The sequence below is a fragment of the Thalassobaculum sp. genome (assembly GCF_040219215.1).
Taxonomy (GTDB): Bacteria; Pseudomonadota; Alphaproteobacteria; order Thalassobaculales; family Thalassobaculaceae; genus Thalassobaculum_A.
The window spans coordinates 204,036-226,796 of the sequence record NZ_JAVJSX010000011.1; the positions used below are offsets into that span (position 1 = coordinate 204,036).

At 65.9% G+C, this 22,761-nt stretch carries 24 protein-coding genes; 10 read left to right on the forward strand and 14 right to left on the reverse strand.

What is annotated here, in order from left to right; translation table 11 throughout:
• Positions 1–104 precede the first annotated feature (104 nt).
• Both RIC54_RS10875 and RIC54_RS10880 read left to right on the forward strand, forming a co-directional pair.
• Positions 105–1,064 (forward strand): flagellar biosynthesis protein FlhF, encoded by a 960-nt coding sequence (locus RIC54_RS10875; RefSeq protein WP_350096059.1) that lies wholly within the window; start codon positions 105–107, stop codon positions 1,062–1,064.
• A gap of 20 nt (positions 1,065–1,084) precedes the next feature.
• Complete coding sequence (locus RIC54_RS10880) at positions 1,085–1,882, forward strand: MinD/ParA family protein (protein ID WP_350096061.1); 798 nt, start codon at positions 1,085–1,087, stop codon at positions 1,880–1,882.
• 229 nt (positions 1,883–2,111) lie between these two features.
• Here the strand turns inward: RIC54_RS10880 and RIC54_RS10885 are convergent, their stop codons facing one another.
• Positions 2,112–2,909 carry a hypothetical protein gene (locus RIC54_RS10885; protein ID WP_350096063.1) on the reverse strand — a complete coding sequence of 266 codons (798 nt, stop codon included), beginning with the start codon at positions 2,907–2,909 and terminating at the stop codon, positions 2,112–2,114.
• On the opposite strand from RIC54_RS10885, the gene RIC54_RS10890 reads away from it, so the two are divergent.
• A complete protein-coding gene (locus RIC54_RS10890) occupies positions 2,878–3,822 on the forward strand; it encodes a hypothetical protein (RefSeq protein WP_350096065.1) in 945 nt (314 codons plus the stop codon). The two genes, RIC54_RS10885 and RIC54_RS10890, sit on opposite strands and share 32 nt — an antisense overlap.
• Positions 3,823–3,838: 16 nt before the next feature.
• Positions 3,839–4,570, forward strand: coding sequence for an HAD family hydrolase (locus RIC54_RS10895; RefSeq protein WP_350096067.1), 732 nt, complete (start codon positions 3,839–3,841; stop codon positions 4,568–4,570).
• Between the two features lie 10 nt (positions 4,571–4,580).
• Here the strand turns inward: RIC54_RS10895 and RIC54_RS10900 are convergent, their stop codons facing one another.
• On the reverse strand, positions 4,581–5,003 hold the full coding sequence (locus RIC54_RS10900; protein WP_350096069.1) for a flagellar FliJ family protein: 423 nt from the start codon (positions 5,001–5,003) through the stop codon (positions 4,581–4,583).
• Between the two features lie 11 nt (positions 5,004–5,014).
• Positions 5,015–6,364 (reverse strand): flagellar protein export ATPase FliI, encoded by a 1,350-nt coding sequence (fliI, locus tag RIC54_RS10905; protein WP_350151015.1) that lies wholly within the window; start codon positions 6,362–6,364, stop codon positions 5,015–5,017.
• A 126-nt stretch (positions 6,365–6,490) separates the two neighbouring features.
• On the opposite strand from fliI, the gene ctrA reads away from it, so the two are divergent.
• On the forward strand, positions 6,491–7,189 hold the full coding sequence (ctrA, locus tag RIC54_RS10910) for a response regulator transcription factor CtrA (RefSeq protein WP_350096071.1): 699 nt from the start codon (positions 6,491–6,493) through the stop codon (positions 7,187–7,189).
• A 366-nt stretch (positions 7,190–7,555) separates the two neighbouring features.
• On the opposite strand, the gene RIC54_RS10915 is transcribed toward ctrA, so the two are convergent.
• The 6 genes from RIC54_RS10915 to RIC54_RS10940 all read right to left on the reverse strand — a co-directional run bounded on the left by RIC54_RS10915 (position 7,556) and on the right by RIC54_RS10940 (position 14,002).
• On the reverse strand, positions 7,556–8,398 hold the full coding sequence (locus RIC54_RS10915) for a CheR family methyltransferase (RefSeq protein WP_350096073.1): 843 nt from the start codon (positions 8,396–8,398) through the stop codon (positions 7,556–7,558).
• The gene (locus RIC54_RS10920) at positions 8,395–9,600 is read right to left on the reverse strand and encodes a protein-glutamate methylesterase/protein-glutamine glutaminase (protein WP_350096075.1); all 1,206 of its coding nucleotides are present in this window, start codon (positions 9,598–9,600) and stop codon (positions 8,395–8,397) included. Before RIC54_RS10920 ends, RIC54_RS10915 begins: the two co-directional genes overlap by 4 nt.
• Positions 9,600–9,965, reverse strand: a complete 366-nt coding sequence (locus RIC54_RS10925) for a response regulator (RefSeq protein WP_350096077.1) — start codon at positions 9,963–9,965, stop codon at positions 9,600–9,602. Before RIC54_RS10925 ends, RIC54_RS10920 begins: the two co-directional genes overlap by 1 nt.
• Positions 9,966–10,018: 53 nt before the next feature.
• Positions 10,019–10,510: a chemotaxis protein CheW gene (locus RIC54_RS10930; protein ID WP_350096079.1), complete on the reverse strand. Its 492-nt coding sequence runs from the start codon at positions 10,508–10,510 to the stop codon at positions 10,019–10,021.
• A 16-nt stretch (positions 10,511–10,526) separates the two neighbouring features.
• On the reverse strand, positions 10,527–13,262 hold the full coding sequence (locus RIC54_RS10935) for a hybrid sensor histidine kinase/response regulator (RefSeq protein WP_350096081.1): 2,736 nt from the start codon (positions 13,260–13,262) through the stop codon (positions 10,527–10,529).
• A gap of 119 nt (positions 13,263–13,381) precedes the next feature.
• Positions 13,382–14,002 (reverse strand): histidine phosphotransferase family protein, encoded by a 621-nt coding sequence (locus tag RIC54_RS10940; protein ID WP_350096083.1) that lies wholly within the window; start codon positions 14,000–14,002, stop codon positions 13,382–13,384.
• Positions 14,003–14,212: 210 nt separating this feature from the next.
• On the opposite strand from RIC54_RS10940, the gene RIC54_RS10945 reads away from it, so the two are divergent.
• Together RIC54_RS10945 and RIC54_RS10950 are read left to right on the forward strand one after the other, a co-directional pair.
• Complete coding sequence (locus RIC54_RS10945; RefSeq protein WP_350096085.1) at positions 14,213–14,398, forward strand: DUF3553 domain-containing protein; 186 nt, start codon at positions 14,213–14,215, stop codon at positions 14,396–14,398.
• Between the two features lie 206 nt (positions 14,399–14,604).
• On the forward strand, positions 14,605–15,291 hold the full coding sequence (locus RIC54_RS10950) for a Rossmann-like domain-containing protein (protein WP_350097328.1): 687 nt from the start codon (positions 14,605–14,607) through the stop codon (positions 15,289–15,291).
• On the opposite strand, the gene RIC54_RS10955 is transcribed toward RIC54_RS10950, so the two are convergent.
• The 4 genes from RIC54_RS10955 to fdhD are packed head-to-tail and all read right to left on the reverse strand — an operon-like array spanning position 15,276 to position 19,050.
• Positions 15,276–17,126, reverse strand: coding sequence for a sulfotransferase (locus RIC54_RS10955; protein WP_350096087.1), 1,851 nt, complete (start codon positions 17,124–17,126; stop codon positions 15,276–15,278). The two genes, RIC54_RS10950 and RIC54_RS10955, sit on opposite strands and share 16 nt — an antisense overlap.
• The gene (locus RIC54_RS10960) at positions 17,123–17,503 is read right to left on the reverse strand and encodes a hypothetical protein (protein WP_350096089.1); all 381 of its coding nucleotides are present in this window, start codon (positions 17,501–17,503) and stop codon (positions 17,123–17,125) included. Before RIC54_RS10960 ends, RIC54_RS10955 begins: the two co-directional genes overlap by 4 nt.
• Positions 17,504–17,519: 16 nt before the next feature.
• Entirely contained in the window at positions 17,520–18,161 is a 642-nt protein-coding gene (gene mobA / locus RIC54_RS10965) for a molybdenum cofactor guanylyltransferase MobA (RefSeq protein ID WP_350096091.1), read from the reverse strand.
• 1 nt (position 18,162) lies between these two features.
• Positions 18,163–19,050: a formate dehydrogenase accessory sulfurtransferase FdhD gene (gene fdhD / locus RIC54_RS10970; protein WP_350096093.1), complete on the reverse strand. Its 888-nt coding sequence runs from the start codon at positions 19,048–19,050 to the stop codon at positions 18,163–18,165.
• Positions 19,051–19,205: 155 nt separating this feature from the next.
• Here fdhD and moaA point away from each other — a divergent pair, with 155 nt between their 5' ends.
• A complete protein-coding gene (moaA, locus tag RIC54_RS10975; RefSeq protein ID WP_350096095.1) occupies positions 19,206–20,246 on the forward strand; it encodes a GTP 3',8-cyclase MoaA in 1,041 nt (346 codons plus the stop codon).
• Positions 20,247–20,268: 22 nt separating this feature from the next.
• On the opposite strand, the gene RIC54_RS10980 is transcribed toward moaA, so the two are convergent.
• Positions 20,269–20,784 (reverse strand): molybdopterin-guanine dinucleotide biosynthesis protein A, encoded by a 516-nt coding sequence (locus tag RIC54_RS10980; RefSeq protein WP_350096097.1) that lies wholly within the window; start codon positions 20,782–20,784, stop codon positions 20,269–20,271.
• Positions 20,785–20,897: 113 nt separating this feature from the next.
• Between RIC54_RS10980 and RIC54_RS10985 the strand changes: the two genes are divergently transcribed.
• Complete coding sequence (locus RIC54_RS10985; protein WP_350097329.1) at positions 20,898–21,656, forward strand: NAD kinase; 759 nt, start codon at positions 20,898–20,900, stop codon at positions 21,654–21,656.
• 14 nt (positions 21,657–21,670) lie between these two features.
• Positions 21,671–22,651 (forward strand): NAD(P)/FAD-dependent oxidoreductase, encoded by a 981-nt coding sequence (locus tag RIC54_RS10990; protein ID WP_502990176.1) that lies wholly within the window; start codon positions 21,671–21,673, stop codon positions 22,649–22,651.
• The last annotated feature ends 110 nt before the right edge of the window (positions 22,652–22,761 follow it).

Sequence of the window (22,761 nt, forward strand, 5' to 3'; positions counted from 1 at the left end):
ACCGGCCACTCCCGGTCATCGGCCATCGGCGCCGGGCCGGAGACTACAGAGGATCGGCCCGCCGGGTTGACCCGGCATGGGTTTCTCAGCGGCCGGACTCGTCCATGCGCCTGAAGACCTTCACCGCGCCCTCTATGGCGGAAGCGATGCAACTCGTGAAGACCCATCTGGGGGCCGACGCGATCATCGTGTCGACCCAGAAGGGTGACGGCGGGCTTGGAGTTCGGATTACCGCGGCCATCGAAGCGGTCGAGGATGAAGACCACTATGACCAGATCGAAGATGGCGCCGACCCGCTTGACGAGATTGCCGAAGCATTGGCCCACCATAACGTTCCCGGCGAGCTCGCCGACAAGCTCACCCGGGCCGCCGGCTCTCTGGACGCCGACGACCCGCTGCTGGCTCTTGCCGGTGCGCTTGACCAGCATTTCAAGTTCCAGCCGGTACCGGCGGCCGGCAAACGCCCGATCGTGTTGATTGGTATGCCCGGTGCCGGCAAGACCGTGACAACCGCCAAGCTGGCCACCCGGGCGGTGATGAACCGCCGTCCGGTCAGCGTCATCACCACCGATACGCAGCGCGCCGGCGGCTACGATCAGCTTCACGCGTTCACGCGCCTGCTTGAGATCGACCTACAACAGGCCGGGACACCTGCCGAGTTGCAGGATGCGGTTTCGGCAGCACGTTCCGGATCGCTCATCCTGGTGGACTGCGCCGGCGGCAATCCGTTCGACGCCGACGATGCACGGCGCCAGCACCAGTTGATTGCGGCAATCGAGGCCGAGGTGATCATGGTTACGGCGGCGGGCAGCGATCCGCTGGATGCCGCGGATCTGGCCCAGGCCTACGCGGCGATCGGTGCCCGGCGGATACTGGCGACCCGACTGGACATCGCCCGACGCCTTGGCGGCATTCTCAGCGGGGCAAGCGCCGGCCGGCTCGCCTTCACCGAGGTCGGGATCGGCGCGAACGTCGCCGAGGGCCTTGGCCCGCTCAACCCAGTCTCCCTGGCACGACTCTTGCTGCCAAAGTATGCCACCGCTCGCGACCAGGCTGCCGAGTGATGCGTGTGAAAGGATCCGAGATGGTTCCGTCTGATGCACCGACCCCCGCCGGTCCGCCCGCCAAGCTGGCAAAGGGCCGCAACATCATCGCCGTTGCTTCCGGCAAAGGCGGTGTAGGCAAGACATGGTTCTCGGTGACGCTGTGCCATGCCCTGTCCCGGGAAGGCCAGAAGGTTCTGCTGTTCGATGCCGATCTCGGGCTGGCCAACGTCGACATCCAACTGGGCCTGATGCCTCAGCGCGACCTCGGTGGAGTGCTCGCCGGAAAGCTGTCGCTGGCGCAGTCCCGGGTTCGCTACGAAGAGGGTCGCTTCGACATCATCGCCGGCCGGTCCGGGTCGGGGAACCTGGCCCAGCTTCCGTCCAACCGGCTGGGTACACTGGGCACCGACCTGATCGACCTCGGGCGCTCGTACGACAGCGTCATCATGGACATGGGCGCCGGACTTGACCGGACCGTGCGGCTGCTGTCCGGCCGCGCCGGGCGGGTTCTTGTGGTGGCCACTGCCGAGCCAACGTCGCTGACCGACGCTTATGCCTTCATCAAGGTGACGCTGACCAACGACCCGTCAGCCGACCTGCGGATTGTCATCAACGCCGCCGACACCAAGGGCGAAGGCCAGAGGACCTATGAGACACTGCGCAAGGCCTGCGCCAACTTCCTGAAGGCGGAACCGCCGCTTGCCGGTGTCATCAGGCGCGACCGCAAGGTCATCGAGGCGATCCGCACGCAGACTCCGATCATGATCCGCCATCCAGGCGCCGATGCGGCGCACGATGTCGAGGCGATTGCCAATCATCTGATCGAGAACCAGTGAGCGACGTACCTCCCGCACCTCCGCCCACGGGTTCCCCCCCGACACCGTCAACCACGTCCCCTTCGCCGCCACCCTCCGGCGGAAGTCCGCCGGCAACCGACACCGCCGCATCCAGCCCGGCGCGGGCACCGGCCCTGCCTCCCGGTCTGGCCAACGCGCCGGCCGGCACCGCGGTCGACGGCGAGGTGCGTTCGGCAACCGCCGATGGCCAAGTCACTGTCCGCACCGGTCAGGGCGAGGTGCGGCTGGAAGTCGGACGCTCGCAACTGGCCCAGTTGTTGCGCGCCGGAACCCCGGTCACGATCGAGATTCGCAACACCACAGCCCAGCCGCCGGTGGTGCAGGTCACGGTCCGTGGGAACCCGCCGACCGGCACACCGTCCGCACCGCAATCGACGGCCGGCCCGGCGGTAGTGACCGGATCATCGGCCCCGGCGCCGACCGTTCCCTTGGCGGTCGGCCGGATCATCCAGGCGACCGTGGTTCCGGGTCCAGCGCCAGGCGGCACGCCGGCAGCCGGTTCGGCGCCGACGGTTCCGACCTCATCCGGCCCGCCATCGCCCAACGTGCCGCAGGCCCCCGGCCAACCTGCAACGACGGCGACGCCGGCAACCACCCCGACATCCGGTCCGACGCCGTCTGCCGGCGCTGCACCCGGCGTTCCGAATCCCGCAACCGGTGCTCCCGTTTCGACGGCAGGGCAACCGACCGCCGCAGCACTGGCAGCCGCTCCCGTTGCCGCGAGCACAGGCAGAACCACGGTACCGGCCGCCACGCCCTCCGCCACGGGTCCGGCCCCGACTCCAACGGGTCCTGCGACCTCATCCCCCACTCCAATGGCATCGCTTCCCGCAACGGCCTCTGGAGCGGCGGCAACCCGGCCTTCGGCGGCACCGACCGCAAGCACGCCCGGGCCAACGTCTTCCAACGCGACCACGGCGACGGCTTCGGCGGCCGCCAGCCGGACGACGTTGCCGAACGGGGCCGTCCTGACCGTGCGCGTCGCATCGATTGCCGAAGCACCCACACGTCCGGAGGGTTCCGCTCGCGCCGGCACCGGACTGATCCATCCTGACAGTCGAACGGGTGCAACACCGAACCGGATTGCCGGGCAGATTGCCGGGGTAACGGCGGCCGGACGGCCGGTCATTCAATCGTCGTCCGGCTTCCTCGCCCTCGACGCCCGCGCAGACCTGCGTCTCGGAACCTCCGTCGCGCTCGATGTCCTGGCGGCCCGGTCCGGTCAGGTGGCGGATCGGTCGGCCCCCCTCCCCGTGCTCGCCCGCGAGTGGCCGGCGCTGGAGGCCACCCTTCGGGTCCTGGAAGAGCACCTCGGCCCGGCCGGAGCACGGCAGGCCCTCGACGCCATGCCTCGGCCCGGGCCGCAACTGACCGCTACCCTGCTGTTCTTCATGGCGGCACTGCGTGGCGGTGACGTCCGGACCTGGCTTGGACGAAACGCCGTTCAGACCCTCGAGAGCACCAACAACAGCGGGCTGCTGCGCGCGCTGTCCGACGACTTCCAGACGATGCAGCGCGCATCCGAGCCTTCGGAGAACGGTTGGCGCAGCTTCCTCATCCCGGTCGCCTTGGATGAGCGTCGGCCGATCCGCCTCCTGACCAAGCGCGAGAGGCGCGAACCCGGCGACGGGCGTGGCGGCAAGCCGGGCACCGCTTTCCTGGTGGACATCGACCTCACCAACCTAGGGCCATTCCGGCTCGACGGTCTGGTCCGCAACGAACTGCTCGACCTGATGATCCGCACCATCAAGCCGCTGCCGGGAGTGATGCGCAACGACATCAAGGCATTGTTCGACAACACGTTGGAGCGGACGGGCATCGTCGGTCGGCTGACCTTCCGTGCATCGCCGGTCATGCCGCCGCTTCCCGTCGCCCTGGACAGCAGTGCTGCAGGCGATACAACCACGGTCACCGTCTAAACATCCTCACAGGCCCATGCAGACTTCCTCCAACGCGGCGCTCCCACCGGCGATCCTCTTCGACCTGGACGACACCCTGATCACCGCGCCTCTGCATCCCCGTGCGGCATGGCAACAGGCGATCGAGACGCTGCCCGACCGTCCCGACCCGTTCGACGCGCTTGCGGCTGCGGTTGCGATCCACGAGGCCGCGCGTTGGTTCTGGTCGGATCCCGTTCGTCATCGCGAGGGCCGGATGGACATCCGGCGCGCGCGTCTCGGAATCGTCGACCGCGGGCTCCGACACCTCGGGATCTCGGACGCGGCATTGACGGAGCGCCTGTCGGATCATTTCACGGTGCGGCGAACCGAGGAGACCGCCCTGTATCCGGACGCGGTCGATACCCTGCTCGGGTTGGCGGAACGGGGCGTGCGCCTCGGCCTGATCACCAACGGCAGTGCCGAGGCGCAACGCGCCAAGATCGTCCGGTTCGATCTGGCCCGGCACTTCGTCCACATTCAGATCGAGGGCGAACTGGGCGTCGGCAAGCCGGAGGAGCAGGCGTATGCGCATGCCCTGGCCAGGCTTGGAACCACCGCCGCCGAAACCTGGATAGTCGGCGACAACATCGACTGGGAAGTCGTCGTGCCGCAGCGCCTCGGCTTCCACGCCATCTGGCGCGATCCGGTCGGCAACGGGTTGCCGGCCGGGACGACCGCCAAGCCCGATCGCATCATCACCCGCCTAGCCGAGCTTCTGGAAGACTGACCCCGCCCGACTACAGGCGATCATTCTCTCGGCGCTTCAGGTTCTGGGCGGTTTCGTCGGCCACGGCCTGCTCCTTGCGGGCTTCCTCTGCCGCCAGCTTGGCCAGACGGGCGTCGTGGGTGATCTCGTAGCGCTTCAGTTCGGCAAACGCGGTCCGAACCTCTTCGCGCGCCGCCTCGACCGCCATCTCAACATCATCGACCAGCCGGTCGGCCTGCCGCCGTCGGGCAAGCATCGCCTGTGCATAGGCACCGTACAGCCGCCCTGCCTCCATCGATCCGGCCGCCGCCTTCTGCTCGGCAGCCAGTTCAACGTCGAGCGCAGCCCGGGCAACCCGAGCCCGCTCCAGCCCGGCCTCCAGTTGCGACAGCGCCTTGCGCTTCTCGTCGAGGGCCTGTTCAGCCAACCGGATCAGGGTGTCGAACGGACGCATCGGCTATCGGGTCAAGCTGCCGCTTCGTCGCCGTCGAGGATCTCGGCCAGCAGGCCGTAGCCTTCCTCCAGTTCGGCGCGATCGTCCTTATCCTGCGACAGAAAGGCCTCCAGCGCGTCATGGTACTTGATCGACTCGTCGACCTGCGGATCGCTGCCGCGCCGATACGCGCCCAACCGGATCATGTCGGCCATGTCGTCATAGGTCGCCATCAACGCCCGGGCCCGGCGGACCAGCGCGTTCTGCTCCTCGGTATTGCAGCCCGGCATCATTCGGGAAACCGACCGCAGTATGTTGATCGAGGGATAGCGGCCGCGGTCGGCGATGGCGCGTTCCAGGACGATGTGGCCGTCCAGGATGCCACGCACGGCGTCGGCGATCGGCTCGTTGTGATCGTCGCCTTCGACCAGGACGCTGAACAGGCCGGTGATCGAGCCGCCGCCCACGCCGGGGCCGGCCCGTTCCAGCAGGCGCGGCAACTCCGAGAACACGGTTGGCGTATAGCCTTTGGACGCCGGCGGCTCGCCGGTCGCCAGCCCGATCTCACGCTGTGCCATGGCAAAACGGGTGACCGAGTCCATCATGCAGAGCACCTGGCGCCCCTTGTCCCGGAAGTATTCGGCCACCGACAGCGTGAGGTAGGCCGCCTGGCGCCGCATCAGCGGGCTTTCGTCGGACGTCGCGACCACCACCACGCTGCGCCGCATGCCCTCCTCGCCCAGGTAATCCTGGATGAACTCCTGGACCTCGCGGCCACGTTCGCCGATCAGGCCGATCACGAAGACGTCGGCGCTGGCGAAGCGTGCCAGCATTGCCATCAGGACCGACTTGCCGACTCCGGAGCCGGCGAAGATGACCATACGCTGGCCGCAGCAGATCGACAGGAACTGGTTGATCGCCCGCACGCCGACATCGAGCTTCGCCCCCACCCGATGGCGCTTGTGAGCCGGTGGTGGAGGATTGCGCAGGGCAAAGCCCTCGTTGCCTTGGGGCAGCGAGCCCTTTCCGTCGACCGGATCGCCCATGGCGTCGACCACCCGGCCGAGCCAGCCGTCGTCCGGGTACACCACCGGATCCGCATCGGAGATCTGCGCGCGCGAGCCGATGCCGACACCCTCCAGAGGCGCATAGGGCATCGCCAATGCACGCCCCTCGCGAAACCCCACGACCTCGCAGGTAACCATCCGGCTGCCGCGGGCCTGAACGAAACAACGGTCGCCGATCGACAGTGCCCGCTCGACTCCGCCGATCTCAACCATCATGCCGAGCACCGCCGTAACCCGCCCGTAGAGGCGGAAATCCGGCACTTTATCGATATCGCTCACCAGATGACGCAGCAGGGTCGCCAAGCCGTCCTCCATCAACACGACGCGATCCGGACTTTACCATGACCGGCCACCCTTAACGAATTGCCAGATACGCGTTAACCTTTCTTTTAAACACTCGCCGTAAGTTGGGGCGAACTTACTCCCGAGGGAGATCCGGCTATGCGCATCCTACTCGTCGAAGACGACGCCTCGACCGCCCGTTCCATCGAACTGATGTTGAAGGCGGAAGGCTGGATCGTCGACACCACCGACCAAGGCGAAGACGGGCTCGAGATCGGTCAGCTGTACGACTACGATCTGATCCTGCTCGACATCATGCTGCCCGACATGGACGGCTACGAGGTCCTTCGCCGGTTGCGTCAGGCCCGCGTGCGCACCCCGATCCTGATCCTGTCCGGTCTCGCCGAGCTCGACGCCAAGATCAAGGGCCTGGGCTTCGGCGCCGACGACTACGTCACCAAACCATTCGACCGGCGCGAACTGGTGGCCCGCATCCAGGCGATCGTACGACGCTCGATGGGGCACTCCGACTCGCTGATCAAGACAGGCAAGCTGACCGTCAACCTCGTCACCCGGTCGGTCGAAGTCGAAGGCCAGCCGATCCACCTGACCGGCAAGGAGTACGGCATTCTGGAACTGCTCTCTTTGCGCAAGGGCACGACGCTGACCAAGGAGATGTTCCTGAACCATCTCTACAACGGCATGGACGAGCCGGAGCTTAAGATCATCGACGTCTTCATCTGCAAACTGCGCAAGAAGCTTTCCTCGGCGACCCACGGCGACAACTACATCGAGACGGTGTGGGGCCGTGGCTACGTGCTGCGCGATCCGCTCGAGTCGGCGAGTTCTGCCGCCTGATCTCTGGCGCCTGATCTCTGGCGCCGAGAAGGCGGAACCGCTGCGCCTGACGCAAAGTCGGAAGCCTCCTGCCCTGCCAAGAACTCCTCCAGGGTCGCGCAGTCTCTCTCGCGTATCCCTGTTGGTGAATACGAACGTTTCCCATTCTGAGGCGAATTCCCGCCCCTTGAATGTCGGGTCATCGGAGATGGTCTTGCCCGGTCGGCCCTGATCCTTGAGAGCCGGGCCCCGGTGCGGAGCCTCTCCCGGGCTTCGCCCAGCCGGCAATCTCGCTTCAAGTGCCGAACATCAAAGACAAGGCCCCGACGAAGCCCGCCGGGGCCTTCTTCAGTTCAGCACCGCCTCGCAGGCCGAGCCCCGAGTGGCTCAAACCACGGCGCGCAGGCCCGCTCCGGTCTTGGTGGCCGCCCGGTAGATGCCGCGCTGCCCCGGGACCGGCTCGAAGCGATCGGTGATACCCAGCACGGTCTCCGCCCCGCCCAGGAACAGTGTGCCGTCGGGAGCCAATTGGTCGGCGATGCCGGCCAGAACCTTGGTCTTGGTCGGCTGGTCGAAATAGATCAGCACGTTGCGGCAGTACACCACGTCGAACTGCCCGAGCGAACGCGGATGTTCGAGCAGGTTGTACTCACGAAACGTCACCTGGTTGCGGATCGCGTCCGACAGCTGCCAGCGGTCGCCGTCCTGCTTGAAGTGCTTCACCAGCATGGTAATCGGCAGGCCGCGCTGCACCTCGAACTGCGAGTATGTACCGGCTTTCGCCTTGGCGACCATCTCGCTCGACAGGTCGGTCGCCAGGATCTCGATCTTCCATCCGGCCAGCTTCGCCTGCATCTCCGAAAGCATCATCGCAAGCGAATAGGGTTCCTGTCCGCTGGAGCATGCAGCACTCCAGATCCGGATGCGCTTGGTCGACGCGCGCGCGGTCAGCAGCGGCGGCAGCACCACGTCGCGCATCAGGTCGAATGGCTTCAGGTCGCGGAAAAACAGTGACTCGTTGGTGGTCATCGCGTCGACCACGTCCTTGCGCAGCTTGCCATCCGACTTGGTGCGCATCGCACCGACCAACTGGTCGAGGCTGGCATAACCCCATTTGCGCGCAACAGGCTGCAGCCGATTTTCGACGAGGTACGCCTTCTCCGGCGTAATCACGAGGCCCGACTGCTCCCTGAGCATCGTCGCAATCATCTGGAAATCCGACGTGTTCATGCCGCCCGCCTCATCGTTTGTTTCTGCACCCAGGCCGCGATCTCGCCCAGCGGAAGCACGGCGCTGCACAGACCAGCCCGAGCGACTGCCCCCGGCATCCCCCACACAACGCTCGTCGCCTCGTCCTGCGCGACAACCGTGCCGCCGGCCTGAACCAGGTCGGCGCACCCCTTCTGCCCGTCATGGCCCATGCCGGTAAGGATGACGGCCAAGGCCCGGCCGCCCCAGATCTCGACTATGCTCCGCAACATCGGGTCAACCGCCGGCCGACAGAAGTTTTCCGGTGGCCCCTGGTCGATCCGAATCACCGCCTTGGTTGCCGTTCCTTCGGCCCGCATATGGTGGTCGCCCCGTGCCAGATGGATCCGGCCTGCGGTGATCGGCATCCCGTCCTCGGCTTCGACACATTCCCAGCCGGTCGTGCGCCTGATGTGTTCGGCCAGAATGGTCGTGAACGTCGGCGGCATGTGCTGGGTCAGCAAGATCGGCAGCTGCACGGTCTTCGGCAAGTCGCCCAAGACCTTGAACAGCGCCTGCGGTCCGCCGGTCGAGCTCCCGATCGCGATCATCTGCGGCATGTCCCGGCCGATCGGCCGCAGCGCGATCGCTGCCGTTCCGGCAGCCGGTGCAACACCCGGTGTCCGCACCATCGTCGGAGCGGCCGCCGGTGTCGCCGCGGCCTGTGTCGAGGCCGTGGTCCGTCGCTCGGCCGAGAACGCCTTCTTGCCCGGCTGCCGCTCGCCGCGGCTGGCCCGCCGCGTGCTCGCAAGCGCCTTGACCTTGGCAGACAACTCCCTCTTGAACTCATTGGCACCCGACAACTCCCGGGTGCTCGTCGGCTTCGGGATGTACTCCTTTGCGCCCAGAGCCAGCGCTCGCAGCGATATGTCGGCGTTCCGCTCGGTCAGTGTCGACGCCATCACCACCGCGATCTCGGGGTCGATCGCGATCAACTTCGGCAGCGCCGTCAAACCATCCATCCGTGGCATCTCGATATCGAGCACCACCACTTCGATCTCGCCCGTCCGCTTCTCCAGGGTATTCAAGGCCATCTGCCCGTCGCTGACGGAAGCAACGACTTCGATCTCCGGATCGCCTTCAAGGGAGCGGGCGAACAAGCCACGGATCACCGCGGAATCATCCACCAGCATCACCCGATACGGATCGGTCGCACGCTCCGGCTTGGACGGGGCGAATGCCATTACAGCAATCCCACCTGCTGGAACTTCGTCTCGATGATGTCGCTGTCGAACGGCTTCATGATGTATTCGTTGGCGCCTTCCGACAGCGCCACCTGGATATGCGCCAGATCGTTCTCGGTGGTGCAGAACACCACCACCGGCGAGCTGCCGTTCGGCATGCGCCGCAACTCGCGCAGGAACTCGATACCGTTCATCACCGGCATGTTCCAATCCAGCAGAATGGCATCCGGCAGCTTCTGCGCGCAGGCTTCCAGTGCCTTGGCGCCGTCGGCAGCTTCCTCGATCTCAAAATCGAGCTTCTCCAGGATGCGTCGGGCAACCATCCGGACGACCTTCGAATCGTCGACGACAAGACAGGACTTCATCGGAGATCTCCCTTCGGAGGCCTGGGATCGAGAACCAGTGGTCGATACCGACATTATGCCGCCTCGGCCCGCACGAGGTCGAGCAGGCTCGGCACGTCAAGCACGACCAGCAACGCTTCCTTCAGCCGATAGATGCCGCTCGATACCTCTCGGATACGCGGGCTCATGGTCGGCGGATGATTCTCGAAGTCGTGATCGTAGAGCATCAGAACCTCGCCAACCCCGTCCACGATCAGGCTGTACAGCTCGCCCTGATGCTCGACCACCACGCTCATGGTCGCCGCGTCGGCGGGCAACGCATCCAGGCCAAGCCGGCGGCGCACCTGGATGGCGGTGACGATCCGCCCCCGCAGGTTCAGCGAACCGGCGACTTCCTTCGGCGCCAGCGGAATCCGCGTGATCCTCTGCGGACCCAGCACGTCGTGAACCAGCAGAACCGGGATACCGAAAGTCTGTTTGCCGATCGTGATCGAGACGAACTGGCGACCCTCGGTCTTGGCCGGCAGCCGCGACTTGGTCGTCGCAGGCAACGTGTTCTTGCTCATGGCGATATCTCCTCGATCAAGCGCCGACAGTCTGGGCCAGGGTTTCCAGCAGCGCGTCGCGGTCCAGTTTGGCGACGTAGTCCGTGAAGCCGACCTGGCGGCCCCGCTCCAGATCCTCGGCCGTGGTGCGCGAGGACAGCGCGACGATCGGGACGTCCGCCCACCGGCTGTCCGACCGTACCGCCTCGGCGAGCTGGAAGCCGTCCATGCCCGGCATCTCGATGTCGCTGATGATGACATCGAAGGTATCGCCGCTCTCGCAGAGCGCCATTGCCTGCTCGCCGCCGGCCACCGCTGTCACCTCGTAGCCAGCCACCGACAGCAGCGGCGTCAGCAGGTTTCGGAAGAACGCGCTGTCATCGACCACCAGCAGGCGGCGCCCGCGGGTGACGGACAGCGTCTCTTCGTTGTTGTGGTCGAACCAGTCGCCGAACGCCTGCGTCAGGTAGTAGCCGGCGTCGATGACGTCCGTCGCCTTTCCGGCGATCACGGCACTGCCCATCAGCGCCGGCGAATCCGGCCGGACTTCGACGTTGATCCGGTCCTCGACGATGTCGACGATCTCGTCGACCACCAGGCCCATCGAGCGGCTGTCGTCGGTGAACACCAGGACCGGCTGACGCCCTTCGCGCTTCAATTCGGCGCGGCTGTCCATCGGGATCAGCGGCATGAGCTGTCCGCGATACTGGATAAGCGGGCGACCTTCCGAGTACTCGACGAGCGACAGGTCGATCTCTTCCAGTCGGGCCACCAGTGACAGCGGCACTGCCTTGGGGGTCGCGTCCGAGCCGCCCCGGAACACCAGGAGCGAAACCGTCGACATTCCGATGCTGCGATGGTCTGCGGCCTCGTCCGCGGCGTTCGGATCGGTGACAGACAGCTCGCCGGTCGCCTGGGCGATCCCGTTCGGGTCGAGGATCATGATGACGCTGCCGTCACCCAGAATGGTATTGCCTGAGAACATCGCGATGTGCCGCAGGATCGGCGCCACCGGCTTCACCACGATTTCCTCGGTGTCGAACACCCGGTCGACCAGGATGCCGAACGTGTAGGTTCCGACCTGGGCCACCACGATGAAAGTCTGCTTGCTGGCGGGCTCGTCACCCTGCGTACGCTCAAGATTGAGCAACCGCTCCAGGGAAACCAGGGGCAGGAGGCGGTTCCGCAAGCGCAGGACCGGGGTGCCCTGCACCTCCTCGATCCGATGCTCGCTGTCCGCCGACGCCCGAACCAGTTCGATGACGCTGAGCTGCGGGATCGCAAAACGTTCGCCGCACGCCTCAACGATCAGCGCCGACACGATTGCCAGGGTCAGCGGGATCTTGATGATGAAGCGCGACCCGCGGCCCAGCTTGGACTGCAGCTCGATCGTCCCGCCGATCTTCTCGATGTTTGTCCGCACCACGTCCATGCCGACGCCGCGGCCGGACACGCTGGTGACCGCCGCCGCCGTCGAGAACCCAGCGCGGAAGATGAAGTGGTGAATCTGCTGTTCGGTCAGCGCCTCGGCTTCCAGCTCCGAGACCAAGCCGTTGGCGATCGCCTTCGCCTTGATCTTCGCCGGATCGAGGCCTCGTCCATCGTCGGAGATCTCGATCAGGATGTGCCCGCCCTCGTGGTAGGCGTTCAGCGTGATCTTGCCGTGCTCGCTCTTTCCGACCGCCATCCGGACGTCCGGGGTCTCGACCCCGTGGTCGGCGGAGTTGCGGACCATGTGAGTCAGCGGATCCTTGATCAGCTCCAGCACCTGGCGATCGAGCTCGGTGTCGGCACCCAGCATCACCAGGTCAATCTTCTTGCCCAGTTCATGGGCCAGATCCCGCACGATGCGCGGCAGCTTCGACCAGGCATTGCCGATCGGCTGCATGCGGGTCTTCATCACCCCTTCCTGCAGCTCGGACGTCACCTGGCTGAGCCGCTGCAGCGGCACGGTGAACTCGCTGTCCTTTTCGCGGCGCGCGATCTGCAGCAGCTGGTTGCGGGTCAGCACCAGCTCGCTGACCATCGTCATGAGGTTCTCGAGCTGATCGACGTTGACCCGGATGGTCTGGTTCGCGACCTGGCTTTCCCTCGGCGCGCTGTCATCCGAAGCCTCGGAGGCCACTGCGACGGCCTTCGATGCGGCGGCCGCCGGTGTCGACTGGACCGCCGGAGCCGGAGCCGGAGCCGGCGCTGCCGGCGGGGTGGGTGCCGCCTCGGGAGTATCGAAGTCGTCTACGCTGGTCTCGTTGAAGATCCGGTCAAGCTCATCGAGCGGCACCTCGCCCGGACGGGTTCCGATCACTTCAGATCCCGGCGGCGGGGTGTCGTCAATCTCCGGCTCCGGTTCCGGCTCGGAGCCAAACGATACCGCCTCGGCAGGGTCCGCCCCTTCGGCTCCTTCAGCCAGTGCGTTAAGCCGCGCGATCAGGTCGCCGTCGGATCCTTCCGGCTCGGCTTCGGTCGCCTCAAGCGTCGCCAGCAGGCCCTTGATGCAGTCAAGCGACTCCAGGATCAGGCTGATGCCGGTGGGGGTTACGACAAGCTCGCCGTCGCGGATCTTTCCGAGCACGTTCTCGCTGGCGTGGGCCACTGACTCAAGCCGGGGCAACCCGAGGAAACCGCAGGTTCCCTTGATGGTGTGAACCAAGCGGAAAATATTCGAGAGCAGCGCCTGGTCGTTCGGATTCTGTTCAAGGTGAACGATTTCGACGTCGAGTTGCGACAGATTCTCGGTGGTCTCGGTCAGGAATTCGCTTAGCAGCTCGTCCATCGTCCATCCCCAGATATTTCGCCCGGCTCCAGGCAAGCGTTATCTGCGTGACCGTAGCGGTGCCCTCCTAAAGAAGGGTTAATAAACCGGTGAAAACGCCGGTCCGGCACTGCCCCATTCTACGAAGATTCGGCGAACTCAATCGAAACACTCGGCGGGCGGTCATTAACAACCGACAGGCTCAGCCCGAAGCGGCGCACATTCTTGTGCACCGTTGCCCCCAGAATCGTGCGTTCGTCATTTGGCTCGATTTCGCCGACCAGGGCGCCGCGCACCGCCGGTTCGAAGCAGGCCGCCTCCCCATCGCCGGTGACGATGACCCGGCCATCCTCGACGGCGGCGGACACCGAACCCAGTCGAGGCAACGCATCCGCCACGACGGCAATTGTCCCCAGAAGTGTCTTGATCGCACCGGTCTGCGGCGTCGGCCGGCCGGAGCCGCCAGTCATCGACCAGTCGATCCGCCGGCTCTCTAGATAGGCTCTGGCAATCCGGTCAGCCTCGCTGAATCCATGCCCGGGTGAACTGCCAGCCCCGCCAAACGCCATTCGAAAGAAGGTCAGACGGGCGGTGGCCTGCTCGGTGCTGTCAGCCGCCAGATCCATGGCGTCGGCCCCGACCTCGTCGGCGCCGAACTCCTTCAGCAGCTCCAGCCCGTTGCGCGCAGCGCCCACCGGGCTGATCAGATCGTGGAACAGCCGAGACATCAGCAGATCCACATGGCCGGGCGAATAGTCCACGGACTGCCACCTTTCGAAGTCGGGCGACGCTCGGATCACGACCGCATCCAAGCTGACCGCTCTGCACACTTAACCATATTTTTAGCACGGCTCTCCCGAAGTCCGAAACCGCCCAACCGACACGCGCCGACAACGGTCTTGATAGGCTCGCCGACTACAGACAGGCTAAGATCACGACCTGGAGTTCACGGACCTTTGACGGAGCCTTCGATGAACGACTTCCTGAGTCCCGGATCCTTTGTGAGGCTTTCCGGGCGCCCGGACTGGGGGATTGGTCAGGTACAGACGGTGATCGGCTCCCGGGTGACGGTAAATTTCGAGCATGGCGGCAAGCAGTTGATCAACACCGACCGCGCCAGTCTGGTGGCGGTCGATCATGGGATGTTCGGCCGATAGATTCGCGCTTTGTGTGCAGTATGAAGGCCGAAGCCGCGTCTTGGAGGGAGCGATGACGGGAACTGGAGCCCTGACGAACCCGGCGCTCCACCGGTTCGGCAATATCCCCGCGCTCACGTTCGCCGCCGCATGCCTCGAACCCGCAGGCACAGCCGCAACCGCCACTCAGTAAGAAGAGAAACGCCACGGACCCGCTCATCGATGTCCTGACCGCCGGTGTCCCGGACCTGCCGTCCGGGCGTGTCGTCGTCGGCTTCAACTGGACCGCGGTCGAGGGATCGGCAGCCATCGGTTTTGCCGCAACGCCGGCCCGCGCCGATGGTGCAGCGACCACGCCGCAGACCGGGAGCTATGGAGGCCGGGCGCTGTCCGAACTGGCCGCACTGGCACGCTCGGCCAATCCCTATGAACGGGCCATCGGTATTGCGGCGGCCAACGCGCATTGGAATGCCGACGCGGCCGACCTTGCTGACGGCGATGGCCTTGCCGACGCATCAAGCGGCGGACGCACCGTCGTGGTCGGCCGCTTCCCCGGGCTGGACGTCAAGCTTCCGGGTGCTGTGGTCCTGGAACGCCATCCGGGCCCAGACGATCTTCCCGCCGACCGGGCGCCGGAAGTCATTCCCGGGTGCGCGCGTCTGGTGATCACCGCCTCGACCCTGGTCAACGGCACCGTCGACGGCTTGCTGGCGCTGGCCGGACCTGGAACCGAGATTACCCTGGTCGGACCGGGAACGCCGCTGTGCCCCGGCCTGTTCCGGATTGGAATCAGCCGGCTGGCCGGGTTCCTTGCCACCGACAGGGAGGGCTGCATCAAGGCGGTGATGGAGGGTGCCGGCGCCCGGGCGTTCCGCCGACACGGCCGGGCCGTCCTACGTCAGCCGGCGTCGTAGCCGAAGCGCTTCACCCATGGCTCGATGTAGGGCCATGCCGGGGCCAGGTAATCGCGGTACCGCATCCAGCGCCCGACCGCGTCCCGGTTGATCGGACGGGCCACTTGACGATAGCTCGGCGTTGCCGTGTACCGCCCGACAGTGCGCTGGTGGTCCAGGATTCCGCGATCCCACTCCAGGCCGAGAAACCCGACAAGCCTCTTCAGTTCGGACTCGGGATCATCGACCAGAGATTCGTAGCGCACCGTGTGGATCGGCAATGGTGATGTCGCGGTGGCGTTCATCCAGAACGACATCACCCGGTTGTACAGGTCCCCGGTCTCCTCCACCGACGTGAAGCTGGCCAGCGCATCAGTCGCTGCGAACTCCTGCATCAGGCAACTGAGGCAAACGTCCGCCGGATGTCGAAGAACCAGCACAACCCGTGCCCTCGGAAACAGCCGTGCGACCAGACCGATATACACTAGGCCGAATGGGCTTTTGTCGACCTTGATCGGTCGCTCAGGGTGCGTCTCATGACGTTTCAGCAGGTTGTGGAATGTCTCCCGCATGATCCCGGCGGTGCGTGCATCGAAGGGATGCGGGCTGGCCAACAGGCTCGTCAGACTGTTCCGATCGCCGGCCTCGCGTCGGCGCGCGTTCTCGATTCCCACCAGATCGGGCAACGGATCGACTTCATCAAACGTCTCGACCTGCGGATGGCGATGCAGCAGATCGCCGACCAGCGTCGTCCCGGATCTGGGAATGCCAAACAGGAACACCGGCGAGGCATCTGATGCCTCGGCGGTTTCCGGATCGACCGGTTGTACCGTGTTTGCCGCAAAGAGATCGACCAGCTTCAGGAACCGCCGACGATCGACCCCATACTCGGCCGATCGTGCCGCCGCCTGACGGTTCGCCGCCGTCAGAGCGCTGGCAGCTCCTTCGGAGTCGCCCTCCTCGTCAAGCATGGACGCGAGATTGAACAACAGCCCCACGGTGTCCGGGTCGTCGGGGCGCGTCGCCACCAACTCCTTCAGATAGTCGACCGCCGCCTTTCGCCGGCCGGCGTCGCGCAGCAACCTGGCGCGCATCCCGGCGTGGACGGTGGATCCGGGCCACAGAGACTCGGCCCGGGCAGTCAAACGAACAGCCGTCTGCGAATCGCGTACCCGCAACGCCACGTCCGCGACGGCAACAGTGGCCTGATATGCTCCGGACCCGCCCGGCGCACCAAGCATCAACCGCTTTCCGATCCGCAACACCGCCGTGCTGTCACGGGCCTCTCGATACGCGACCAGTGCCGCTTCCAAGGTCGCCGGTCCGTTCGGATCGACCACCAGCGCACGCCCCGCCAGCACCGACCAGTTCACCCGCGCTCCACCCCGCCGCTCGGCCAGGATCAGCAGCGGCAGCGTCGCGCGATCACCGGGGGCCAGGAGAGCGGCACGCCGCAATGCCGGCCAGGCGACAGAGCGCCGTCCGGCCGACAGTGCGGACAGACCGAGCGCCCGCCAGCCAGGCGACTGATCCGGGAACTCCCGAACACGCGCAAGAAGCGCCTGATCATCGGTGTGTTGAGGCGGTTGTCCGATCCTGGAACCAAGGTCGGCGAGCCCACCCTGCGCATGGACGTCCCCGGGGCGCAATGCCAGCGCTCGTCGGAACAGGCGCACCGCTCCGGATGCATCGCCCGACGCGCGCAGCCCCATGGCTGCCAGGATGGTAGCGTCGACGTGACCCGGGTCCAGAACAAGCGCCGGCCGGATCTGTCGAGTGGCCTCGCCGCTGGAACCCCGGCGAAGAGCCGCAGCCGCCGTCTTGAGATAAATCGCCGCGGACGGCCCTGCGGTCATTCGGCCCGGCAGCCGATCCGCTCAGTCGCATCGAACACCACCAGGGTCTGGCCGACGTTCATCGTGACCCAGCAATCATCCCACTGCTTGCGCGACTTGGCTTCGACCTGGACCGCGTTGGCTTTCTCGGTGTTCACGAACTTGACGGTCGCCTTGTCACCGGACGTGACCCGCACGTAGTCCTTAGTCCAGAACTTGACCCGAACATTGGCCTCGGTCGAACTCTCGTTTCGAACGTAGATCTCTGATGTGGGCGGCCCTTTCGGCTCCTCCTCGCCACAGGCGGTCAAGGCAGCGGACAGGGCGAGGGCGAGAACTACAGGTGCGCGCGTCATGATGGCAGCGTGATCGAACACCCGCCAACGCGCAAGAGTCATCATATGATCGGTGTTTTCAGATCGCGGCAAGCAGCCGTTCCGCGGTGGCGAGTTCTTCAGGCCGATTGACGTTGAGAAACGGGTCCACCGGATCGGTCGGCCAATCGGCAACCGCCAGTTGGTAATCGGCGGTGAACACATCGACCTTGCGCACGTCCCTGCCAATCAACGCGTCGCGCAGGGCGCCGCGCAGGCCGATCGGCCAGAGCCCGAACACCGGATGACGCCGTCCACCCGAGGACGCGCACGCCAACTCGGCGCCGTCGCTTTGCAGCGAATCAGCAAGGCGGGAGACCAGATCGGTCGGGAAAGCCGGGGCATCGGTCGGTACGGTCACGATCCACTCTGCACCCGGCGCCCGCGCCGCCGCCCAGTCCAGCCCGGCCAGTACGCCCGCGAGCGGGCCAGCGAACCCCTCGACCGGATCGGCGACGACCGGCAGGCTGTAGTCCGCGAACCGCGCCGGATCGCCATTGGCGTTCAGCACCATGAGCCCGACCTGACTTTCCAGCCGCCCGATTGCTCGGGCCAGCAGCGTCCTATCACCGAGGGTCCGCAGGCACTTGTCGCCGCCGCCCATCCGGCGTGCCTGGCCACCGGCCAGCAACACCCCGACGATGCGATCCTTCGAGAGCGTCCCGAAACTCGGTGTTGCCATGTCAGGAATCGTCCATCGTGCCGGCCTTGCGGCGGCTGCGGGTATCCTCGTCGTCGACCTTGGCGGTGTCGGCGTCCCAGACCAAGCGATGCTCCCCGGCCAACACGATGAAGCGCTTGCCCTTCATGCGTCCGATCAGCGTAAGGCCGGTCTGTCGGGCCAACTCGACTCCCCAGGCGGTGAAGCCGGAGCGCGAGACCAATCCCGGGATGCCCATCTGAACGGTCTTGATCACCATCTCGGAGGTCAGGCGCCCGGTGGTGTAGAACAGCTTGTCGTGAGACGAGACGCCGTTCAGGAACATCCAGCCGGCAATCTTGTCGACCGCGTTGTGGCGGCCGACATCCTCCATGTAGACCAGCGGCCGGTCGCCCTGGCACAGCACGCAGCCGTGAATGGCACCAGCCTCCAGGTAAAGGCTCGGCGTTGTGTTGATCCGCTTCGACAGGGCGTACAGCCAGGATGTCCGAACCTCGGTCTCGGGCAGGGTGATGCCCTCGATCTTCTCCATCAGGTCGCCAAACACCGTGCCCACGGCGCAGCCCGACGTGCGGATCTTCTTCTTGAGCTTCGCCTCATAGTTGGTCGATCGCTCGGTGCGCACCACGACCACTTCGAGATCCTCGTCGAACTCGATGCCGGTGAGCCGGTCGTCCGATCGCAGCATGTTCTGATTCAACAGATATCCGACCGCCAGCTCGTCGGGCCGATCCCCGATCGTCATCACCGTCACGATCTCTTGACGGTTCAGATAGATCGTCAACGGCCGCTCGTTCACCACCGCCAAGTCGACCGGACGACCCTCCTGGTCCCGGCCCGACACCCGGGTGGTCAGCCGCGTATCCGCCGGTTCCGGGGCGACGAGGTAGGGAGAGGTTTCAACGTTCATAGGCAAAACATGGCCCGGCGACGGGTCGATGGCAATCCGGGCGAACCGGTTGACGAGGCGGCTCGAGACCGCGACCATACCATTTGAGCGCCCCCGTCGAGTTTGTGAACGATGCGCCCCTTTCGCCGCGTTATCTTCCATCGTATATAACGGTCATGACCGATACGACCATCCTCAACCGTCCAGCATCCGGCCCCGCGCCACTGATCGACCCGTTCCAGCGGGCGATCAACTACCTGCGGATCTCCGTCACCGATCGATGCGATTTCCGTTGCGTGTATTGCATGGCGGAGAACATGACGTTCCTGCCCAAGGCCGACGTTCTATCGCTCGAGGAACTGGCGCGGCTGTGCAACGTGTTCGTCGACCTCGGCGTGAGAAAGCTTCGCCTGACCGGTGGCGAACCGCTGGTCCGGCGGAACATCATGTGGCTGTTCCGCGAACTCGGTAAGCGCCTGGACGGCGGCGGGCTTGAGGAACTGACGGTAACCACCAACGGTTCGCAGCTTGCCAAGTACGCAGATGAGTTGGTCGACGCCGGCGTGCGCCGGATCAACGTCTCGATCGATACGCTGGATGCCGCGAAGTTCCAGGCGATTACCCGCTGGGGCAAGCTCGACAAGGTCCTTGAAGGCTTGGACGCCGCCGACCGCGCCGGGTTGGCCGTCAAGATCAACGCGGTGGCGCTGAAGGGCGTCAACGACAGCGAGTTGGCCGGCATGCTGCAATGGTGCGGCGACCGCGGCTACGACATGACGGTCATCGAAGTGATGCCGATGGGCGACATCGGCGGCGAGAACCGGGTCGACCAGTACCTGCCCCTGTCGATGGTCAGGGCCAAGCTGGCCGAGCGGTTTACCCTCACCGACATCCCGTACCAGACCGGCGGACCGGCACGCTATGTGCGCGTCGAGGAGACCGGCGGCCGGCTGGGGTTCATCACGCCGCTGACCCACAATTTCTGCGAAAGCTGCAACCGGGTCCGGCTGACCTGCACCGGAACGCTGTATATGTGCCTTGGCCAGGATGACGCCGCCGATCTGCGAGGACCGATGCGTGCCTCGGACGACGATGCGGTACTGGAGGCGGCGGTGCGCGAGGCGATCAGCCGCAAGCCGAAGGGCCATGACTTCATCATCGACCGACGGCACCAAGGTCCGGCGGTAGCCCGCCACATGAGCGTCACCGGCGGCTGAAGCTCAGGCCGGACTTCGTGTGTCACTGAATTTCGATCTGATGCGCCCAGGTCCTGCCGTCGCTGACGGTGATCTGCGTGAACCCCAGCAGCTTGAGGAGATCAAGGAAGGTGTAGTGCGCCTGCGGATCGAGATCGCGGAACACGGCGGTCGTCCGCGCGGTCGCCGTCAACATGGCCAGCACCGCCCGAGCCCGGAACAAGGTGTCCAGCGGCCCGTTCTGAAGACCGATCAGGATCAGCTTCTCCGCCTCTGTGCCCTTCGCATACATCGCCGTGATGGGGGCGTAGGGCCGCTCGGTCTGCCCGGCCGTAACACCGGTCACGAACCCGACCCGGCGGCTTCGGTCCGAATCGGGAAGCGTTTCCGCCCGTGAGTGATAGATCTCGGATGACGACACCGCAGGATAGTAGTAACCGGCATGACGGTCTTCCGAACTGACGGCACCGCTCGCCGTGCCGAGAATCGCGACAAGCGCAATCCCGGCGAGCCATGCACCGGCCAGCCGGTATCCCCTCGCCCCATACCGTTCCTGCATCGTGTCGTCTCCTTTCCGCCCCCAGCCCTTTGGCTCTGAACGCATCATCGCCTATCTTGCCCGCCGGCGCGATCCGGCGCCGCGCCCTGGTTGGAGGAAGACGCGTGTCCGAGATGAAACTGGCCTTCGTGTCGGCCTCCAACGACGAGGCAACCGAGGCGTGCCAAGCGTTGTCGGCGCGCTACGGCAACGTATCCGCCGAGCGGGCCGACGTCGTGATCGCGTTGGGAGGCGACGGCCACATGCTGGAGACGCTGCGCGCCTCGATCGGCGGTGGCCGGCCAATCTACGGCATGAACCGTGGAACGGTCGGATTCCTGATGAACGAATACCGGCTGGAGGGGTTGCCGGAGCGGATTCGCAACGCCCAGCCCGTCACGCTTTATCCCCTGCGGATGCGGGCGGTCTGCCGCGACGGTGCGATCACCGAGGGCCTCGCCATCAACGAGGTCTCGCTGTTCCGCGCGTCGGCGCAGGCGGCCAAGATCAGCATCACCGTCGACGGCGTCGTGCGCATGGACGAGTTGGTGTGCGACGGCGTGCTGGTCGCCACGCCCGCCGGTTCGACGGCCTACAACCTGTCCGCCCACGGCCCGATCATCCCGCTGGGCGCCGACATCCTGGCGATGACGCCGATCAGCGCGTTCCGCCCGCGGCGCTGGCGCGGCGCCCTGCTGCCGCATGCCGCCCACATTCTGTTCGAGACCATTCGTCCCGAAAAGCGCCCGGTGAACGCCGTGGCCGACGTGATGGAGGTGAAGGACGTGGTCTCTGTGGAGGTCTGGGAGGACCGGTCGGTCCGCCTGACCGTGCTGTACGACCCAGAGCAGAACCTTGAGGAACGGGTCCTCAAGGAACAGTTTGCGCCCTGAACGGAGAACCTGACGTGACGACCACCACCAGCGACGTGCTGATCATCGGCGGCGGGATGGCCGGCGCCTCCTGCGGGTACTTCCTCGCCGACACCGCGAGCGTGATCCTGTTGGAACGCGAAGAGCAGCCCGGCTACCACACCACCGGACGCTCTGCGGCGCTGTTCTACGAAAGCTACGGCAACGCGGTGATCCGGCGGATCACCAAGGCGTCCCGCGGCTTCCTGCAGACCCCGCCGGACGGGTTCGCATCCGGCCCGCTGCTGACGCCGCGCGGCATGCTGACGGTTGCGACGGCCGAGTTGGTGGATCGCCTTGACGCCATGGCGGGACTGGAAGCCGGCCCGGCCACCGAAACCCTTGAGGGCGATGCGCTGTTTGCGTTGGCGCCGTTCCTGCGCCGCGACCGGATCGTGAAGGCAATTTATGAGCCGGATGCGATGGACATCGACGTCAACGCGGTGCTCCAGGGCTTCCTGCGTGGCATGCGGGCAAAGGGTGGACGCACCGTCACCGACGCCGATGTACAATCCCTGACCCGGGCCGGTTCGATCTGGCGGCTGCAGACCCGCGCCGGGACATTCGAGGCGCCTGTGGTCATCAACGCCGCCGGCGCGTGGTGCGACGCGGTTGCCGGGATGGCCGGGGTACCGACGATCGGGCTGGTGCCGAAGCGGCGCACCGCGTTCACGTTCGAGCCGCCGGCCGGTGCCGACGTTACCAAGTGGCCGGGTGTCGATCTGTGCGACGAGAGTTGGTACGTGATCCCGAATGCCGGGCGCATCCTTGGCAGCCCGGCGGATGAGATCCCGTCGGAGCCGTGCGACGCCCAGCCGGACGAGTACGACGTTGCGGTCGCCGTCGACCGCATCATGACCGACACCACCTTCGACATCCGTCGCCTGGCCTCGCGCTGGGCCGGCCTGCGCAGCTTCGTCGCCGACAAGACGCCGGTGGTCGGCTTCGATCCGGCGTCCGAGGTCTGGATGCCGTAGCCGCCCTGGCCGGCCAGCCAGAAGAAGCCCTCCGACGCCGGATCGAAGCCGACCACCGGCGTCTTGTCGGCGACGAAGCTGCGCAGGCCGGCCCAGCGCGAGGCCAGGCG